A 16873-nucleotide genomic window follows, 5' to 3' on the forward strand; every position below is an offset into this window, starting at 1 on the left:
CGTTCCGATTTCCTCGGTGCCTTTCAGGGGCCCGCTTTCGCGTTTCCCTTTCCGGCGGCTCCGACTTTATCAGAGGTTCTGAGTCGGCATTTCCGCCCCGTTCGGGTGGGCCTCCGGCACGTCCGTGCGCGGCGCTTCCCCGTCTGGCGGAGCCGTAAACGTACTGGAGCGGGGCGCCCCGATGCAAATCGAGGCGCCCCGCTCCAGGGGGCCGATCGTCAGGCCCGTCGTGAGGCCGGTCCGGCGAGCGTCAGACCTCGACGACGACGGGCAGGATCATCGGGCGTCGGCGGTAGTTGTCCGAGACCCATTTGCCCAGCGTGCGGCGGATGAGCTGCTGCAGCTGGTGGGGTTCGACGACGCCGTCCTGGGCCGACTTCTCCAGGACTTCCTGGACCTTCGGCAGGACCGCGTTGAAGGCCGAGTCCTCGATGCCGGAGCCGCGGGCCTGGACGTGCGGGCCCCCGGTGATCTTGCCGGTGGAGGAGTCGATGACGACGAAGACCGAGATGATGCCCTCGTCGCCCAGGATCTTGCGGTCCTTGAGGGCCGGCTCGCCCACATCGCCGACCGAGAGGCCGTCGACGTACACGTAACCCGCCTGGACCTTGCCGACAATCTTGGCCTTGCCCTCGACGAGGTCGACGACGACGCCGTCCTCCGCGATGACGATGCGGTCGTGCGGGACGCCGGTGAGGGCGCCGAGCTCGGCGTTGGCGCGCAGGTGGCGCCATTCGCCGTGCACCGGCATCAGGTTCTTCGGCCTGCAGATGTTGTAGAAGTACAGCAGCTCGCCGGCCGAGGCATGGCCCGAGACGTGCACCTTGGCGTTGCCCTTGTGGACGACGTTGGCGCCCCAGCGGGTCAGGCCGTTGATGACGCGATAGACCGCGTTCTCGTTGCCCGGGATGAGCGACGACGCCAGGATCACCGTGTCGCCCGAGACGATGCGGATCTGGTGGTCCCGGTTGGCCATGCGCGACAGCGCGGCCATCGGCTCGCCCTGGGAACCCGTGCAGACCAGGACGACCTCGTGGTCCGGCAGGTCGTCGAGGGTCTTGACGTCGACGACCAGGCCCGGCGGGACCTTCAGATAGCCGAGGTCACGGGCGATGCCCATGTTGCGGACCATCGAACGGCCGACGAAGGCGACCCTGCGGCCGTACTCGTGAGCCGCGTCGAGGATCTGCTGGATGCGGTGCACATGGCTGGCGAAGCTGGCCACGATGATCCGCTTGCGGGCGCCCGCGAAGACCTGGCGGAGCACGTTCGAGATGTCGCGCTCCGGCGGGACGAAGCCCGGGACCTCGGCGTTCGTCGAGTCCGAGAGAAGGAGGTCGATGCCCTCCTCGCTCAGGCGCGCGAAGGCGTGCAGGTCGGTGAGGCGGCGGTCCAGCGGGAGCTGGTCCATCTTGAAGTCGCCGGTGTGCACCACCATGCCCGCCGGCGTGCGGATGGCGACCGCGAGCGCGTCCGGGATGGAGTGGTTCACCGCGACGAACTCGCAGTCGAAGGGACCGACGCGCTCGCGGTGGCCCTCGGCGACCTCGAGCGTGTAGGGCCGGATGCGGTGCTCCTGGAGCTTGGCCTCGATCAGGGCGAGGGTCAGCTTGGAGCCGATCAGCGGGATGTCCGGCTTCTCGCGCAGGAGATAGGGGACGCCGCCGATGTGGTCCTCGTGGCCGTGCGTGAGGACGATGCCCTCGATGTCGTCGAGGCGGTCCCGGATGGACGTGAAGTCCGGCAGGATCAGGTCGATTCCGGGCTGCTCCTCCTCAGGGAAGAGCACTCCGCAGTCGACGATCAGGAGACGCCCGTCGTACTCGAAGACGGTCATGTTGCGGCCGATCTCGCCGAGGCCGCCGAGCGGGGTGACCCGCAGGCCGCCCTTCGGGAGCTTCGGCGGGGCGCCGAGTTCAGGATGCGGATGACTCAAAAGACTCTCCTCACCACACACGCCACGTACCTCCGGGGCACGTGGCGCGCGTGACGTTCGTGCAGTAGCAGTTGTGTGGGTGCAGGCATGTGGCCTGCGGTCTTGGCTATTCAGTTGTGAAGTCTGTGATTAGACCTGTACCCCGCCGGCAGCAAGATCGATCTTGAGCTGGGCCGTCTCCTCGGGCGAGAGCTCGACCAGCGGCAGACGCAGCGGACCGCCGGGGCGGCCCTGCAGGGCGAGCGCCGCCTTGGTGGTGATCACACCCTGCGTACGGAACATGCCCGTGAAGACCGGGAGCAGCTTCTGGTGGATCTCGGTCGCCTTCTGTACGTCGCCGTTGGCGTGCGCCTCGAGCATCGCGCGCAGCTCGGGCGTGACCACATGGCTGACGACGGAGACGAAGCCGCACGCGCCGACCGAGAGCAGCGGCAGGTTGAGCATGTCGTCGCCGGAGTACCAGGCGAGGCCGGAGCGGGCGATGGCCCAGCTCGCGCGGCCCAGGTCACCCTTGGCGTCCTTGTTGGCGACGATACGCGGGTGCTCTGCCAGGCGCACGATCGTTTCGGTGTTGATCGGTACGCCGCTGCGGCCCGGGATGTCGTACAGCATCACCGGCAGCTCGGTGGCGTCGGCGATCGCGGTGAAGTGCCGGAAGAGGCCCTCCTGCGGAGGCTTGTTGTAGTACGGCGTGACGGTGAGCAGGCCGTGTGCGCCGGCTTGTTCGGCGGCGCGGGCGAGCTCGATGCTGTGCCGGGTGTCGTTCGTGCCGACACCGGCCACCACGTGGGCGCGCTCTCCGACCGCCTCCACTACGGCTCGTACGAGCTCGGCTTTCTCCGCGTCGCTGGTGGTCGGGGACTCGCCGGTGGTGCCGTTGACGATCAGGCCGTCGTTGCCTGCGTCCACCAGGTGGGCGGCGAGCCGCCGCGCGCCGTCGAGGTCGAGTGCGCCGTCCGCCGTGAAGGGCGTGACCATGGCGGTGAGGACCCGCCCGAAGGGGGTCTGCGGAGTGGAGGTCGGAGCCATGGGTAACACGCTACTCGCTGCTCAGCGCGGGGTCGCCCCTCGGGTGACGCACAGGGCCTGACGAGGGAGGAGCCCGGCACTGCCTGCTCGGGGGTTCAAGCAGTGCCGGGTCCGTTTGATCAGGCTAGATGAACTTCTAGAAATGCCGCAATACGGACACTTCGCTCGGCTCATCCGCACATCAGTGCCTCAAGGACCCGCGCATCCGCGTCTCGTGGGGCGGACCGGCGGCGCCGCGCGCGGTCGCACGCCCCCCGTCAGGGAGCGACGCGGCCGTTGGTGTTGAACGCCGCGTGCGTGAGCGGCATGAGCTTGGCCCACTCCTGCTCCATCTTCTCGCCGACCATCTCGATCTCCCGCTGCGGGAAGGACGGGACCTTGGCGAGCTCGTGCTGCGTGCGCAGGCCGAGGAAGTGCATCAGGGAGCGGGCGTTGCACGTCGCGTACATCGACGAGAAGAGGCCCACCGGCAGGACCGCGCGGGCGACTTCGCGGGCGACGCCGGCGGCCAGCATCTCCTGATACGCCTCGTACGCCTGGCGGTACGAGTCCTCCATCACGCGGCCCGTCAGCTCCTGCTGGGCCTGGGTGCCCTCGACGAAGACGTACTTCCCCGGGCGGCCCTCCTGGACGAGCTTGCGGGCCTCGTCGGGGACGTAGAAAACGGGCTGGAGCTCCCTGTACCTGCCCGATTCCTCGTTGTACGACCAGCCGACGCGGTGGCGCATGAACTCGCGGAAGACGAAGATCGGGGCGCTGATGAAGAACGTCATGGAGTTGTGCTCGAAGGGGCTGCCGTGGCGGTCCCGCATCAGGTAGTTGATCAGGCCCTTGGAGCGCTCCGGGTCCTTCTTCAGCTCGTCCAGGGACTGCTCGCCCGCGGTCGAGACCCGCGCCGCCCAGAGGACGTCCTGGTCGGTCGCGGCATGCTTGACCAGCTCGACCGTCACATCGCTGCGGAAGCTGGGCTTGAGGTCTTCGGCTGGGGTCTCGCTCACTGGCGGGGGTCCTTCCATGTGCATCTTCGGGCAGCCCGTCCGCGTCTTCGGGTGCGTCTTCGGGCGGCGCCCACTCTATGGCCCGGCACCGACAATCGGCCGTCCGGTGACCCGTCCCGACAATCTTCGACGAATTTGCCGAAACAGGGCACCTTTTGGCCGTTTCGCGCGTCTGTCTATTCAACAGAGTTCCGTTCGAGTCCCGTGAGGAGAAGCGCGCCCCATGTTCCGTCGGCGAGAGCCCGTACCCTTCGCCTTCATCGCCGAAGCCGACAAGTTCCGCAGCAACGTCACTCCCCCACCTCGTGAGCGCGCCACGGCCAGTCAGATCGCGGGCCGGACGCTCATCGGCCTCACCGTGGTGGCCGGCCTGGTGGGCTCCCTGCTCTTCGGGATGCCCGCGATGTCGGCCGACCAGTCACCCGCCAAGACCCAGCAGTCCGAGGCATCAGACGGACGCTGACGACCGCCGCTGCCCCTGGCGGCGGTGGTAGCCCCCTTGGCCCCCCAGGGGTGGTAGCAGGGAGCACGGCTGGATAACCTCACCGGGCACAGCCCATGCGTGGATTGAGTGAGGATCAGCCGTGCCCCTGCCTTTCCTGACCGCGGACCGCGCTTTCGACGACACGACGGACGACGCCGCGCTGCCCTTCGAGGACCGCGACCGCTGGCGCCGGCCGTACCGCCCGGGCCCCTGGCGCGTCGCCGCCTCGGCCGTACTGCTGCTCCTGGCCTCGTACGTCCTCGTGGCCTCCGTGATCATCGCGGCCGCCGGTGCCCTGCCGGGTGCGGCGGCCTGCGCCGGTCTGGCCGTCCTCATCATCGCCGCCGCCCTGCGGCTGCTCCGGATGGGCACCTGGGTGAGCGCGCAGGGGCTGCGCCGGGTGGCCTTCCTGAGCACGCACACGGTGCCGTGGGCGCAGATCGCCTCCGTGCGTACGGCCCAGCAGCCGGTGCGGTGGCTCGGGCTGCCCCGCACCGTGCAGGGGCAGGCCCTGGTCCTCGTACGCAAGGACCGCGCCACGGGCGAGCAGCGGCTGCTCCTGACCGACCGGAACGCGGACTTCCTGGCGCGCCGCACGGCCTTCGACCGGGCGGCGGACACCATCGAGGTCTGGGCCGACGAATACCGCCGTACGGCCTGACGGAGGGCGCTGCCCCAGCGGCCGTCAGGGCGCCGCTACGCGCTCAGCGCCCTGCCCTCGCGCAGCGCGATCGCCCGCTGCATCGCCTTGCGCGCCCTAGGCGTGTCCCTGGCGTCGTGGTAGGCGACGGCGAGGCGGAACCAGCAACGCCAGTCGTCGGGGGTGTCCTCCGTCTCCGCCTTGCGCCGGGCGAAGACCTCGTCGGCCGAGTCGCGGTCGATGCGGCCGCTGGGCGTGCGCTTCAACTCGTCGACGGGCAGGCCGCCTTCGGCCTCCAGCTCGGCGGCGAGGCGGTTGGCGCGCTGGACGAACCGGGTGTTCTTCCAGAGGAACCAGACGCCGATGACCGGCAGGATCAGCACCGCGACGCCGAAGGTGACGGTGAGGACGGTGCCGTGCTGTATCAGGAGCACGCCGCGGCTGCCGACCAGGACGAAGTAGACGACCAGGACGGCAGCCGTGACGGCGTAGGTGATCTTCGCTCGCATGGGGTTTCTTTTCCGGACCGGCCGAGGCCCGGTCAGCCGAGGTCCAGGAAGTGTTCCAGGCCGAAGGTCAGACCCGGCGTGGACACCACCCGGCGCGCGCCGAGCAGGATGCCCGGCATGAAGCTGCTGTGGTGCAGCGAGTCGTGCCGGACCGTGAGGGTCTCGCCCTCGCCGCCGAGCAGCACCTCCTGGTGGGCGAGGAGGCCGCGCAGGCGCACGGCGTGCACGGGGACGCCGTCGACGTTCGCGCCGCGGGCGCCGTCGAGCGCCGTCTCCGTGGCGTCCGGCTGCGGGGCGCTGCCCGCTTGCTCGCGGGCGGCCGCGATGAGCTGGGCGGTGCGGGTGGCGGTGCCGCTGGGGGCGTCGGCCTTGTTCGGGTGGTGCAGCTCGACGACCTCCACCGACTCGAAGTACGGCGCGGCGATCTGCGCGAACTTCATCGTGAGGACCGCGCCGATGGAGAAGTTCGGGGCGATGAGCACGCCCGTCTCCGGCGACGCGGCCAGCCAGGTGCGCAGCTGCGCGAGGCGGTCGTCGGTCCACCCCGTCGTACCGACGACGGCGTGGATGCCGTGACGTACGCAGAAGTCGAGGTTGTCCATCACCGACGACGGGGTGGTCAGCTCCACCGCGACCTGGGCGCCGGACTCGACCAGCGTCTCCAGGCCGTCGCCACGCCCGAGAGCGGCGACCAGCTCCATGTCGTCGGCGGCCTCGACGGCCCGCACGGCCTCCGAGCCGATCCGGCCCTTGGCACCGATGACCGCCACGCGCAGCTTGCTCATGTCCTTCATTCCTTACGGGAGTTGGGCCCACATCCCTTACGGGAGCCGGGCCCGTTGTCGGTCGGCGCTGCTAGGCGACCGCGTCGTGCAGACGCGCCGCCTGCTTGTCCTGGATCGGGCCGATCGCGGAGAGCGAGGGGCGTCGGCCCAGGACGTCCCTGGCCACTTCGCGGACCTCGTCCGGCGTGACCGCCGAGATCTTGGCGAGCATGTCGTCGACCGACATCTGCTCGCCCCAGCACAGCTCGCTCTTGCCGATACGGTTCATCAGCGCGCCGGTGTCCTCCAGGCCGAGGACGGTGGAGCCCGCGAGCTGGCCGATGGCACGGCCGATCTCGTCGTCCGTCAGGCCGTGCTGGGCCACGTGGTCCAGCTCGTCGCGGCAGATCTTCAGGACGTCGTGCACCTGGCTCGGGCGGCAGCCCGCGTACACGCCGAAGAGGCCGGTGTCGGCGAATCCGGAGGTGTACGAGTACACGCTGTACGCCAGGCCGCGCTTCTCGCGGACCTCCTGGAACAGGCGCGACGACATGCCGCCGCCGAGCGCGGTGTTCAGGACGCCCAGGGCCCAGCGGCGCTCGTCGGTGCGGGCGAGGCCGGGCATGCCGAGGATGACGTGGGCCTGCTCGGTCTTGCGGTCGACGAGCTCGACGCGGCCGGCCGTGGTCAGGCGGCGCGAGCCATGGCGGGGTGCGAGGGGCGTCGCGTCCGTGCGGTGCAGCGCGCCGGCCTTCTCGAAGGCGGCGCGGACCTGACGGACGACCTTCTGGTGATCGACGTTGCCGGCCGCGGCGACGACCAGGTGGGTCGGGTCGTAGTGCTTCTTGTAGAAGCGGCGTATGCGCTCGGCGGTGAGGGCGTTGACGGTGTCGACCGTGCCGAGGACCGGGCGGCCCAGCGGGGTGTCGCCGAGCATCGTGTGCGCGAACAGGTCGTGCACGCAGTCGCCCGGGTCGTCCTCCGTCATCGCGATCTCTTCGAGGATGACGCCGCGCTCGGCGTCGACGTCCTCCTGCTCGATGAGCGAGCCGGTGAGCATGTCACAGACGACGTCGATCGCGAGGGGCAGGTCGGTGTCGAGCACGCGCGCGTAGTAGCACGTGTACTCCTTGGCCGTGAACGCGTTCATCTCGCCGCCGACCGCGTCGATCGCGGAGGAGATGTCCAGGGCGCTGCGCTTCTTGGTGCCCTTGAAGAGCAGGTGCTCCAGGTAGTGCGTCGCGCCGTTCAGGGACGGGGTCTCGTCGCGTGAGCCGACGTGGGCCCAGATGCCGAAGGTCGCCGAGCGGACGGAGGGCAGGGTCTCGGTGACGACGCGCAGGCCCCCGGGGAGGGTGGTCTTGCGGACCGTGCCGATGCCGTTCTCGCCCTTGATGAGGGTTTGGGTACGGGCGACGGCCCGCGCCTCCGAGGAGGTGCGGGCCGTCGTCGTGGTGCTACGTGACGTCACTTGTCGGTGTCGTCCTTCTTGTCGGAGGCGTCGGAGCCGCTGTCGGACTCGCCCTCTTCGCCCTCGACCACGGGGATGAGGGAGAGCTTGCCGCGGGAGTCGATCTCGGCGATCTCGACCTGGACCTTCTGGCCCACACCGAGGACGTCCTCGACGTTCTCCACGCGCTTGCCGCCGGCGAGCTTGCGGATCTGCGAGATGTGCAGCAGACCGTCCTTGCCCGGGAGCAGCGACACGAACGCGCCGAAGGTGGTCGTCTTGACGACCGTGCCCAGGTAGCGCTCGCCGACCTCCGGCATGGTCGGGTTGGCGATGCCGTTGATCGTGGCGCGGGCGGCCTCGGCGGCCGGGCCGTCGGCGGCACCGATGTAGATGGTGCCGTCGTCCTCGATCGTGATGTCGGCGCCGGTGTCCTCCTGGATCTGGTTGATCATCTTGCCCTTCGGGCCGATGACCTCACCGATCTTGTCCACCGGGATCTTGACGGTGATGATCCGCGGGGCGTTCGGGGACATCTCGTCCGGGACGTCGATCGCTTCCATCATCACGTCGAGGATGTGGAGGCGGGCGTCGCGGGCCTGCTTCAGGGCGGCGGCCAGGACGGAGGCCGGGATGCCGTCCAGCTTGGTGTCGAGCTGGAGGGCGGTCACGAACTCCTTGGTGCCGGCGACCTTGAAGTCCATGTCACCGAAGGCGTCCTCCGCACCGAGGATGTCGGTGAGGGTGACGTAGTGCGTCTCGCCCTCGATCTCCTGGGAGATCAGGCCCATGGCGATACCGGCGACGGCGGCCTTCAGCGGCACACCGGCGTTCAGCAGCGACATGGTGGAGGCGCAGACGGAGCCCATGGACGTCGAGCCGTTGGAGCCGAGGGCCTCGGACACCTGACGGATGGCGTACGGGAACTCCTCGCGCGTGGGCAGCACGGGCACCAGCGCGCGCTCGGCCAGGGCGCCGTGGCCGATCTCGCGGCGCTTCGGGGAGCCGACGCGGCCGGTCTCGCCGGTGGAGTACGGCGGGAAGTTGTAGTTGTGCATGTAGCGCTTGCGCGTCACCGGGGACAGCGTGTCGAGCTGCTGCTCCATCCGGAGCATGTTCAGCGTGGTGACGCCCAGGATCTGGGTCTCGCCGCGCTCGAACAGGGCGGAGCCGTGCACGCGCGGGATGGCCTCGACCTCGGCGGCGAGCGTACGGATGTCCGTGACGCCGCGGCCGTCGATGCGCTTCTTCTCCTTGATGACGCGCTCACGGACCAGGGTCTTGGTCAGTGAGCGGTACGCGGCGGAGATCTCCTTCTCGCGGCCCTCGAAGTCCGGGAGCAGCTTCTCGCCGGCCAGCGCCTTGACGCGGTCCAGCTCGGTCTCGCGCTCCTGCTTGCCGGCGATGGTGAGCGCCTGGGCGAGCTCGGGCTTGACGGCGGCGGTGAGGGCCTCCAGCACGTCGTCCTCGTAGTCGAGGAAGATCGGGAACTCGCCGACCGGCTTGGCGGCCTTGGCGGCGAGGTCCGACTGGGCCTTGCAGAGGACCTTGATGAAGGGCTTCGCGGCCTCGAGACCGGCGGCGACGACCTCCTCGGTCGGGGCGTCGGCGCCGCCCTTGACCAGCTGGATGGTCTTCTCGGTGGCCTCGGCCTCGACCATCATGATCGCGACGTCGCCGTCCTCGAGGACGCGACCGGCGACGACCATGTCGAAGACGGCGTCCTCGAGCTCGGTGTGCGTCGGGAAGGCGACCCACTGGCCGTTGATGAGCGCCACGCGCGTGCCGCCGATCGGGCCCGAGAAGGGCAGTCCGGCGAGCTGCGTGGAGCAGGAGGCGGCGTTGATCGCGACCACGTCGTACAGGTGGTCGGGGTTGAGCGCCATGATCGTCTCGACGACCTGGATCTCGTTGCGCAGGCCCTTCTTGAAGGACGGGCGCAGCGGGCGGTCGATCAGGCGGCAGGTGAGGATCGCGTCCTCGGAGGGCCGGCCCTCACGGCGGAAGAAGGAGCCGGGGATCTTGCCGGCGGCGTACATCCGCTCTTCGACGTCCACCGTCAGGGGGAAGAAGTCGAGCTGGTCCTTGGGCTTCTTCGAAGCGGTGGTGGCCGACAGCACCATGGTGTCGTCGTCCAGGTAGGCCACGGCGGAGCCGGCGGCCTGACGGGCCAGCCGGCCCGTCTCGAAGCGGATGGTGCGGGTGCCGAAGGTGCCGTTGTCGATGACGGCCTCGGCGTAGTGGGTCTCGTTCTCCACCAGCGGTTCTCCTACGTATCGTCTTCGCCCCCCGACCCGTGTGGCCGGGGAGTTTCCCCGGGCCCGTGTGGCCTGGGGTTTCCCACCGCGGGCCCGTGTGGCCGCGCGGTGGTGGGAGAAGCGCGCCGTATGTGCGGGCCGGTCTTCGATCGAAGCACCCGGGGTTCGTCTTTTCGTATCCCGGGGGCCACTACCGAGGACCGGCGGCGGCTGGATGCGCCTCTCCATATGGGGTTGTGATGGCGGGCTCGCGCCCGCGTCCTGCGGTTGTGCCGGTGTCCGGCGGTGTGCCGGTCTCCGGTGATGTGCGGTCTCCGGCGGTGTGCCGGATGTCACCAGACTACAAAGGGCCGGTGACACTGCGCACGTACAGCAAAGGGAGCGGCCCCCTTCGAGTGCTTCGAGTGGGAACCGCTCCCTTCACGGCGTCTTACTTGGCGCCCGCCGCGCCGCGGACTTGGCGCCCGCCGCGCCGCGGCGGATGCCGAGCCGGTCAACCAGGGCACGGAAGCGCTGGATGTCCTTCTTGGCCAGGTACTGCAGCAGACGGCGGCGCTGACCGACGAGGATCAGCAGACCACGACGGGAGTGGTGGTCGTGCTTGTGCGTCTTCAGGTGCTCGGTCAGGTCCGAGATGCGGCGGGAGAGCAGCGCGACCTGGACCTCGGGGGAGCCGGTGTCGCCCTCCTTGGTGCCGAACTCGGTCATGATCTGCTTCTTCGTAGCGGCGTCGAGCGACACGCGTACTCCTTGTGATGTCTTCGGTGCCTCCGAGTGCCCCTGGTCTTCGTCTCAGGGGGGCTTCGGTGACTCGGGAGGCTGGGGTCCGCCTCGGGAGGCGGGATGCCGCGGCGCTTTCCCTGGCCGGGGGCCTTGGGGGTGCGCAGACATGCGGGCGTTACACAGAGTACCAGGCTGGGGGCGGGTGCCCTCCCGGGCCCGGCTCCCGCCCCGGGCGTCAGCTCGTCAGCGCGCGCGCTGACGCGTACACGTCGAAGACCGCGAGGGTCAGCGGCACCAGTGTAAGGAGGACGAAGACCTCCGCGATCTCCAGGAAGCGGCCCCAGAAGGGCGTCACGCCGCTGCGTGCGGTGATCAGGCCGATGGCCGTGGTGAGCGCGGCGGTGGCGGCGATGGCGGCGACGAGCCAGATGGTGCGTACGTCGAGTGCCGCGGTGTCGCCGCTCAGGGCGTCGCGCACCATGCTCTGCGGCGGGTTCAGGCAGAGGCCGACGCCGAGCAGGAGCAGGCACGCCAGGCCCGCCGCCAGAGCGGCCGCGACCTGCGCGGTGTAGCGGAAGAGCTGGGCCCGCATCAGCATGGCGACGCCGGTGGCGAGGGCGAGGAGCCGGGCCCACACGTCGTCCGAGAAGCCGAGGACCGCCGCGGCGCCGACGGACACCAGGGCGCAGCCGCCGACGAGCCCGATGAGCAGTTCGTGGCCGCGCCGGGCCTGGGCGGCGACGCGTTCGCCGTCGACCGGGTCCTGGGGCGCGGGGTCGGGGTCGGGGTCGGGGTCGTACGTACGTTGCGAGGCGTGCGGCGGCTCGTAGCCGATGGGCAGCCGGGCGAAGCGCATCGACAGGCCCGGCAGGAAGGCGAGCGCGCCGACGGCGACCGGGGCGCAGAGCGCGGCGGTCTCGGCGGGTGTCAGTTCACCGAGGCTCGCCGTGAACGTGGCGAAGAGACCGACGGCGGCGGCGAAGGCACACGCCACGAACGGCCCGTCCGCCCGCGGCGACACCAGGACGAGCACCACCGACGCGATCAGTACGGCCGCGCAGGCGAGCAGGAACTGGAGCTTGCCGATCCCCTGCCCGTCGGCCGGCGGAATCAGTCCCGAGCCCGCGACCGCCACGTTCGGCAGCGCGCCGAGGCCGAGCGCTACGGACGCGGCCCGGTCGTCGTAGATCCGGGCCCGGACGCCGGCGAGGGTGAGCAGCAGCAGGCCCGCGACGGCGGCGAGGATGCCGGGGAGGCCGTGCGGGTCGTGCCGGGGGGCCGCCGTCCAGGTCGCGAAGGCGAGGAGGACCGGAAGGACGGCGCCGCCGGTCAGGCCGGCGAGGCGCGTCAGCTCGGCGTTCCAGAGGGAGCGGTCGCGCGTGACCGCGGAGGCGATGGCGTCGGACACGTCGTCGAAGACGGCCGGGGGCAGCGACGCGGAGAAGGGCCGCAGCGTGAGGAGTTCACCGTCGAGGATGCGCTGGGCGGCGAAGGAGCGGGCGCTGTCGAGGACCGCGCCGTCACGGCGTACGAGGTGGTAGCCGACCGGGGCGCCTTCGGCGGGGCTCTGCCGGGACAGGCGCAGGATCTCCGGGTAGAGGTCGGCGACGGGGACGTCGTCGGGCAGCGCCACGTCGATCCGGCTGTCGGGGGCGACGATGGTGACCCGGCAGAAGCCGAGTCCGGCGGCGGTCCTGGGGGCTGCCGTGGATGCCGCGGATGCCGTGGTCGCCGTAGCCGGTCCGCCGGCCGCAGAAGTTGTCACGCTCACCCGCTGCTCCCCCTTGCCCAAGACCCCATGCCCAAGGCTCCTTGCCCGGACCCCATGCGCGGGCCGCCGCCCACCCCGCAGCCCGCCATGGCCGAAATCCGAACGCACCCGTCACCGGGGCCACCGCGAACGGCCGGTTTTCTTCGCTCAGTTCGCAGATGCTCACGCGAACCAGAGAAACTCTATCGCCCCACGGGATGACGTGTGTCAGTAGGATCGCGAGTCGGCCGACATTCGCCCTCGCGAGGTCACAGGGGCATTTCCGCACTCTGGCAAGGGAATTGGTGGGCAGTGAGCCACATCATCGTCAAGCGACCGCCGCGGGCTCTGCCGTCCGAGGTGCCCACGGCGGAGGTCGTTCTGCAACCGCCCCCTGAGCTGCCGCGCGGCCAACAAGAGGGCGCGCTCATGCAGTTGCTGCCGATGCTGGGCATGGGCGGCTCCGTGGTGTTCTTCTTCATGCCCACGGCGCATCCGTTCATGAGGATCATGGGCGTGGTGATGATCGCGTCGACCATCGCGATGGCCGTGGCGATGCTCATCCGTCACCGTCGCGGGACCCAGGGTCAGTTGGCCGATATGCGTCGCGACTATCTTCGATACCTGGCGCAAACACGACGCGCCGCCGTCACCGCGGCGCGGGCGCAGCGGGACGCCCAGTACTACCTCCACCCTTCACCCGATCAGCTGTGGGCGCTCGTCGCCGAGGGCAGCCGCGTGTGGGAACGGCGGCCGGGCGACCCGGACTTCGGGCAGGTGCGCGTCGGCCTCGGTCCGCAGGCGCTCGCCACACCGCTGCGCGCGCCGGAGACAGCCCCGGTCGACGACCTCGAACCGCTGACCGCCGGAGCGATGCAGCGCTTCCTCGCCGCGCACACCACGGTGGCGGACCTGCCGATGGCCGTGTCCCTGCGGGCCTTCTACCACCTGACGGTGAGCGGTGAGCCGGAGGCGGTCCACGCCACGGCGCGCGCCCTGACGGCCTCGCTCGTCTCGCTGCACTCGCCCCAGGACGTGGTCGTCGCCGTCGCGGCCGGCCAGGACGCGGCCGCCCACTGGGAGTGGACGAAGTGGCTCCCGCACTGCCAGGCGCCCGACGCGACAGACGGCGCGGGCTCGCGCCGCCTGATCAGCAACGATCCGCGGGAGCTCGAGCAGCTCCTCGGCGCCCGCCTCTCCGGCCGCCCGCGCTTCCAGCCGTCCGGCACGCCGGTGCCGGACGAGCCGCACGTCGTCGTCGTGCTGGACGGCGTCACGCTCTCGCCGGACTCCCCGCTCGCCACGGCGGAGGGACTGCAGGGCGTCACGGTCGTCGAGGTCGTGCCGGGCGAGCCGGCGGGCGGACGCGGTGACCTGTCGGTCGTCGTACGGCCGAAGGAGCTGCGCATGGAGTCCGGGCACGGCCTGGTGTACGAGGGCACTCCCGACACGCTCTCGTACGAGGCCGCCGAGGCCCTTGCCCGGCAGCTCGCCCCGCTGCGCGTCGCGTCGGGCGGTGACGACGACCAGCCGCTGCTCGCCAATCTGGACTTCACCGACCTGCTGAGTCTCGGCGACGCCGCGTCGGTGGACACGGCCCGCACCTGGCGGCCGCGCTCCCTCGCCGAACGGCTGCGCGTCCCGATCGGGGTGGGCGAGGACGGCCGCCCGGTGATGCTCGACCTCAAGGAAGCCGCCCAGGAGGGCATGGGGCCGCACGGACTGTGCGTCGGAGCTACGGGTTCCGGCAAGTCGGAGCTGCTGCGCACCCTCGTACTCGGCCTCGCCGTCACCCACTCCTCGGAGACGCTGAACTTCGTCCTGGCCGACTTCAAGGGCGGCGCGACCTTCGCGGGCATGGCCCAACTGCCGCACGTCGCCGCGATGATCACCAACCTCGCGGACGACCTGGCGCTCGTGGACCGCATGGGCGACTCCATCCGCGGCGAGCTGAACCGCCGCCAGGAACTCCTTCGCGACGCGGGCAACTACGCGAACATCCACGACTACGAGAAGGCGCGGGCGGCGGGCGCGCCCCTGACGCCCATCCCCTCCCTCGTCCTCGTCATCGACGAGTTCAGCGAACTCCTCACCGCCAAGCCCGATTTCATCGACATGTTCGTGCAGATCGGCCGCATCGGCCGCTCGCTCGGCGTGCATCTGCTGCTTGCCTCGCAGCGCCTGGAGGAGGGGCGGCTTCGCGGCCTGGAGACGTACCTCTCGTATCGCGTGGGACTGCGCACGTTCTCCGTCGCGGAGTCCCGCGCGGCGCTGGGCGTGGCCGATGCCTATCACCTGCCGAACGTGCCCGGCTCCGGCTATCTCAAGTTCGGCACGGACGAAATGGTGCGCTTCAAGGCCGCGTACGTGTCCGGTGCCTATCGACCCGGTTCGGCGCGGGCCGCCGCGCTCGGCGGGCCACTTCCGGTGGACCGGCGGCCGGTGCTGTTCACGGCGGCCGAGGTGCCGGTGCGGTACGCGCCGGCCGCGGTGCCCGATCCCCGGGCCGCCGCGGCCCCGGACGCCGACGACGCGCTGGCCGACACGGTGCTCGACGTGATCGTGGGCCGCATCGAGGCCCGCGGTCCTGCCGCGCACCAGGTGTGGCTGCCGCCGCTGGACAGCCCGCCCTCGCTGGACGCGCTGCTTCCGGGGCTCACGGCCGTGCCCGGACGCGGTCTCACCCAGCCCGGGTACGAGGGCGCGGGCCGCCTCGTCGTACCGATCGGCCTGGTCGACAAGCCGTACGAGCAGCGCCGCGACCCCCTCTGGTGCGACTTCGCGGGCGCGGCCGGGCATCTGCAGATCCTGGGCGGCCCGCAGTCCGGCAAGTCGACCCTGCTGCGCTCCCTGATCGCGTCCTTCGCGCTCACCCACACGCCGCACGAAGTGCAGTTCTACGGCCTCGACTTCGGCGGTGGCGGCCTGTCGGCGGTCGCGGGCCTGCCGCACGTCGGCGGGGTCGCGTCCCGCCTGGATCCGGAGCGGGTGCGACGGACGGTCGCCGAGGTGTACGGCGTCCTGTCGCGCCGCGAGGAGTACTTCCGGGCGTCGGGCATCGCGTCGATCGCCGACTTCCGGGCGCGCCGGGCGCGCGGCGACATCGCCGTCACGGACCAGCCGTGGGGCGATGTCTTCCTGGTGATCGACGGGTGGGGCAACTTCCGTTCCGAGTACGAGGCGTTGGAGGAGCACATCCTCGACATCGCGGCACGGGGCCTCGGCTACGGCGTCCATCTGATCCTCGCCGCGTCCCGGTCGATGGAGGTCCGCGCGAACCTCAAGGACCACCTGGTGAACCGCCTGGAGCTGCGGCTCGGCGACACGATGGACTCCGAGTTCGACCGCAAGGTGGCTGCCAACGTGCCCGCGGGGGTGCCCGGCCGCGGCCAGTCACCGCAGAAGCAGCACTTCATGGCGGCAGTGCCGCGTATCGACGGCGTCTCGTCGGACGCGGACCTCGCCGATGCGACGGCCGCGCTCGCCGCCGAGGTCTCCCGCCACTGGACGCTGTCTGCGGCGCCGCGGGTCCGGCTGCTCCCCCGCGAACTCCCCGCGGAACAGCTGCCTCCGGGCCACGCGTTTCCAGGCCGGGGCGTGTCCTTCGCCCTCGACGAGTCCCATCTCGAACCCGTCTTCGTCGACTTCGAGCAGGACCCGTTCTTCCTGGTCTTCGGCGAGAGCGAGGCGGGCAAGTCGAACCTGTTGCGTCTCCTCATCCAGCGCCTGACGGAGCGCTACAGCGGCGACGCCTGCAAACTCTTCGTGATCGACAACCGCCGTTCGCTCCTGGACGTCACCCCGGCCTCGCACCTGGCGGAGTACGTACCGATGTCGAACGCCATGGAGCATCACGTCGACGCCCTCGCCCAGCTCATGCAGCGCCGCACTCCCGCCCCGGACGTCACCGCACAGCAGCTGCGCGACCGCACCTGGTGGTCGGGCCCGACGGTGTTCGTGATCGTGGACGACTACGACCTCGTCTCGACGTCCGGCGGCAACCCGCTCGGCAAGCTCGCCGAGCTGCTCCCCTTCGCCCGGGACGTGGGCGTCCGCTTCATCATCGCGCGCTCGACCGCGGGCGCGAGCCGGGCGGCGTACGAACCCTTCATGCAACGCATGCTGGAACTCGGGGCTCAGGGTGTGGTCATGGCGGGCGACCCCGGCGAGGGCGACGTCCTCGGCGGGGTGCGGCCTCGGCCGATGCCGGCGGGGCGGGGCATTTTCGTCTCGCGGAAGCGGGGGAAGCCGCTGGTCCAGACGGGGTTGGTGACTGGGAGTACTACGTGACAGTGCGCGAAGTAGGGTGTGCGCACAGTTCGTCCGCACGTC

General features: G+C 70.6%; 12 protein-coding genes. 3 read left to right on the top strand and 9 right to left on the bottom strand.

Annotation, left to right across the window (positions count from 1 at the left end; translation table 11 throughout):
• Positions 1–250 precede the first annotated feature (250 nt).
• From STRAU_RS04885 to thyX, 3 genes are all read right to left on the bottom strand, one after another.
• Entirely contained in the window at positions 251–1936 is a 1686-nt protein-coding gene (locus STRAU_RS04885; RefSeq protein WP_016639127.1) for a ribonuclease J, read from the bottom strand.
• Positions 1937–2065: 129 nt separating this feature from the next.
• Positions 2066–2965 carry a 4-hydroxy-tetrahydrodipicolinate synthase gene (dapA, locus tag STRAU_RS04890; RefSeq protein ID WP_016639128.1) on the bottom strand — a complete coding sequence of 300 codons (900 nt, stop codon included), beginning with the start codon at positions 2963–2965 and terminating at the stop codon, positions 2066–2068.
• Positions 2966–3222: 257 nt separating this feature from the next.
• Positions 3223–3963, bottom strand: a complete 741-nt coding sequence (thyX, locus tag STRAU_RS04895) for an FAD-dependent thymidylate synthase (protein WP_016639129.1) — start codon at positions 3961–3963, stop codon at positions 3223–3225.
• 223 nt (positions 3964–4186) lie between these two features.
• On the opposite strand from thyX, the gene STRAU_RS04900 reads away from it, so the two are divergent.
• Positions 4187–4426 carry a hypothetical protein gene (locus STRAU_RS04900; protein ID WP_016639130.1) on the top strand — a complete coding sequence of 80 codons (240 nt, stop codon included), beginning with the start codon at positions 4187–4189 and terminating at the stop codon, positions 4424–4426.
• Positions 4427–4547: 121 nt separating this feature from the next.
• A complete protein-coding gene (locus STRAU_RS04905) occupies positions 4548–5108 on the top strand; it encodes a PH domain-containing protein (RefSeq protein ID WP_016639131.1) in 561 nt (186 codons plus the stop codon).
• A 35-nt stretch (positions 5109–5143) separates the two neighbouring features.
• Here STRAU_RS04905 and STRAU_RS04910 read toward each other — a convergent pair whose 3' ends face one another.
• From STRAU_RS04910 to eccD, 6 genes are all read right to left on the bottom strand, one after another.
• A complete protein-coding gene (locus tag STRAU_RS04910) occupies positions 5144–5596 on the bottom strand; it encodes a tetratricopeptide repeat protein (RefSeq protein ID WP_016639133.1) in 453 nt (150 codons plus the stop codon).
• Between the two features lie 32 nt (positions 5597–5628).
• Complete coding sequence (dapB, locus tag STRAU_RS04915; RefSeq protein ID WP_037657602.1) at positions 5629–6381, bottom strand: 4-hydroxy-tetrahydrodipicolinate reductase; 753 nt, start codon at positions 6379–6381, stop codon at positions 5629–5631.
• Between the two features lie 70 nt (positions 6382–6451).
• The gene (locus STRAU_RS04920) at positions 6452–7831 is read right to left on the bottom strand and encodes a M16 family metallopeptidase (protein ID WP_016639134.1); all 1380 of its coding nucleotides are present in this window, start codon (positions 7829–7831) and stop codon (positions 6452–6454) included.
• Positions 7828–10068, bottom strand: coding sequence for a polyribonucleotide nucleotidyltransferase (locus STRAU_RS04925; protein WP_016639135.1), 2241 nt, complete (start codon positions 10066–10068; stop codon positions 7828–7830). The genes STRAU_RS04920 and STRAU_RS04925 overlap by 4 nt, the downstream gene beginning before the upstream one ends.
• A gap of 420 nt (positions 10069–10488) precedes the next feature.
• Entirely contained in the window at positions 10489–10809 is a 321-nt protein-coding gene (gene rpsO / locus STRAU_RS04930) for a 30S ribosomal protein S15 (protein ID WP_016639136.1), read from the bottom strand.
• A 217-nt stretch (positions 10810–11026) separates the two neighbouring features.
• A complete protein-coding gene (gene eccD / locus STRAU_RS04935) occupies positions 11027–12562 on the bottom strand; it encodes a type VII secretion integral membrane protein EccD (RefSeq protein ID WP_052028962.1) in 1536 nt (511 codons plus the stop codon).
• Positions 12563–12853: 291 nt separating this feature from the next.
• Between eccD and STRAU_RS04940 the strand changes: the two genes are divergently transcribed.
• A complete protein-coding gene (locus STRAU_RS04940) occupies positions 12854–16831 on the top strand; it encodes a type VII secretion protein EccC (RefSeq protein ID WP_037657604.1) in 3978 nt (1325 codons plus the stop codon).
• The last annotated feature ends 42 nt before the right edge of the window (positions 16832–16873 follow it).

The organism is Streptomyces aurantiacus JA 4570 (assembly GCF_000414115.1).
In the GTDB taxonomy this organism is placed as follows: Bacteria; Actinomycetota; Actinomycetes; order Streptomycetales; family Streptomycetaceae; genus Streptomyces; species Streptomyces aurantiacus_A.

What these genes read in the sequence shown, in the direction of transcription:
- dapA (WP_016639128.1), bottom strand. Translation starts at nt 2,965, where the DNA reads ATGGCTCCGACCTCCACTCCGCAGACCCCCTTCGGGCGGGTCCTCACC.
- STRAU_RS04900 (WP_016639130.1), top strand. Translation starts at nt 4,187, where the DNA reads ATGTTCCGTCGGCGAGAGCCCGTACCCTTCGCCTTCATCGCCGAAGCC.
- STRAU_RS04910 (WP_016639133.1), bottom strand. Translation starts at nt 5,596, where the DNA reads ATGCGAGCGAAGATCACCTACGCCGTCACGGCTGCCGTCCTGGTCGTC.
- dapB (WP_037657602.1), bottom strand. Translation starts at nt 6,381, where the DNA reads ATGAGCAAGCTGCGCGTGGCGGTCATCGGTGCCAAGGGCCGGATCGGC.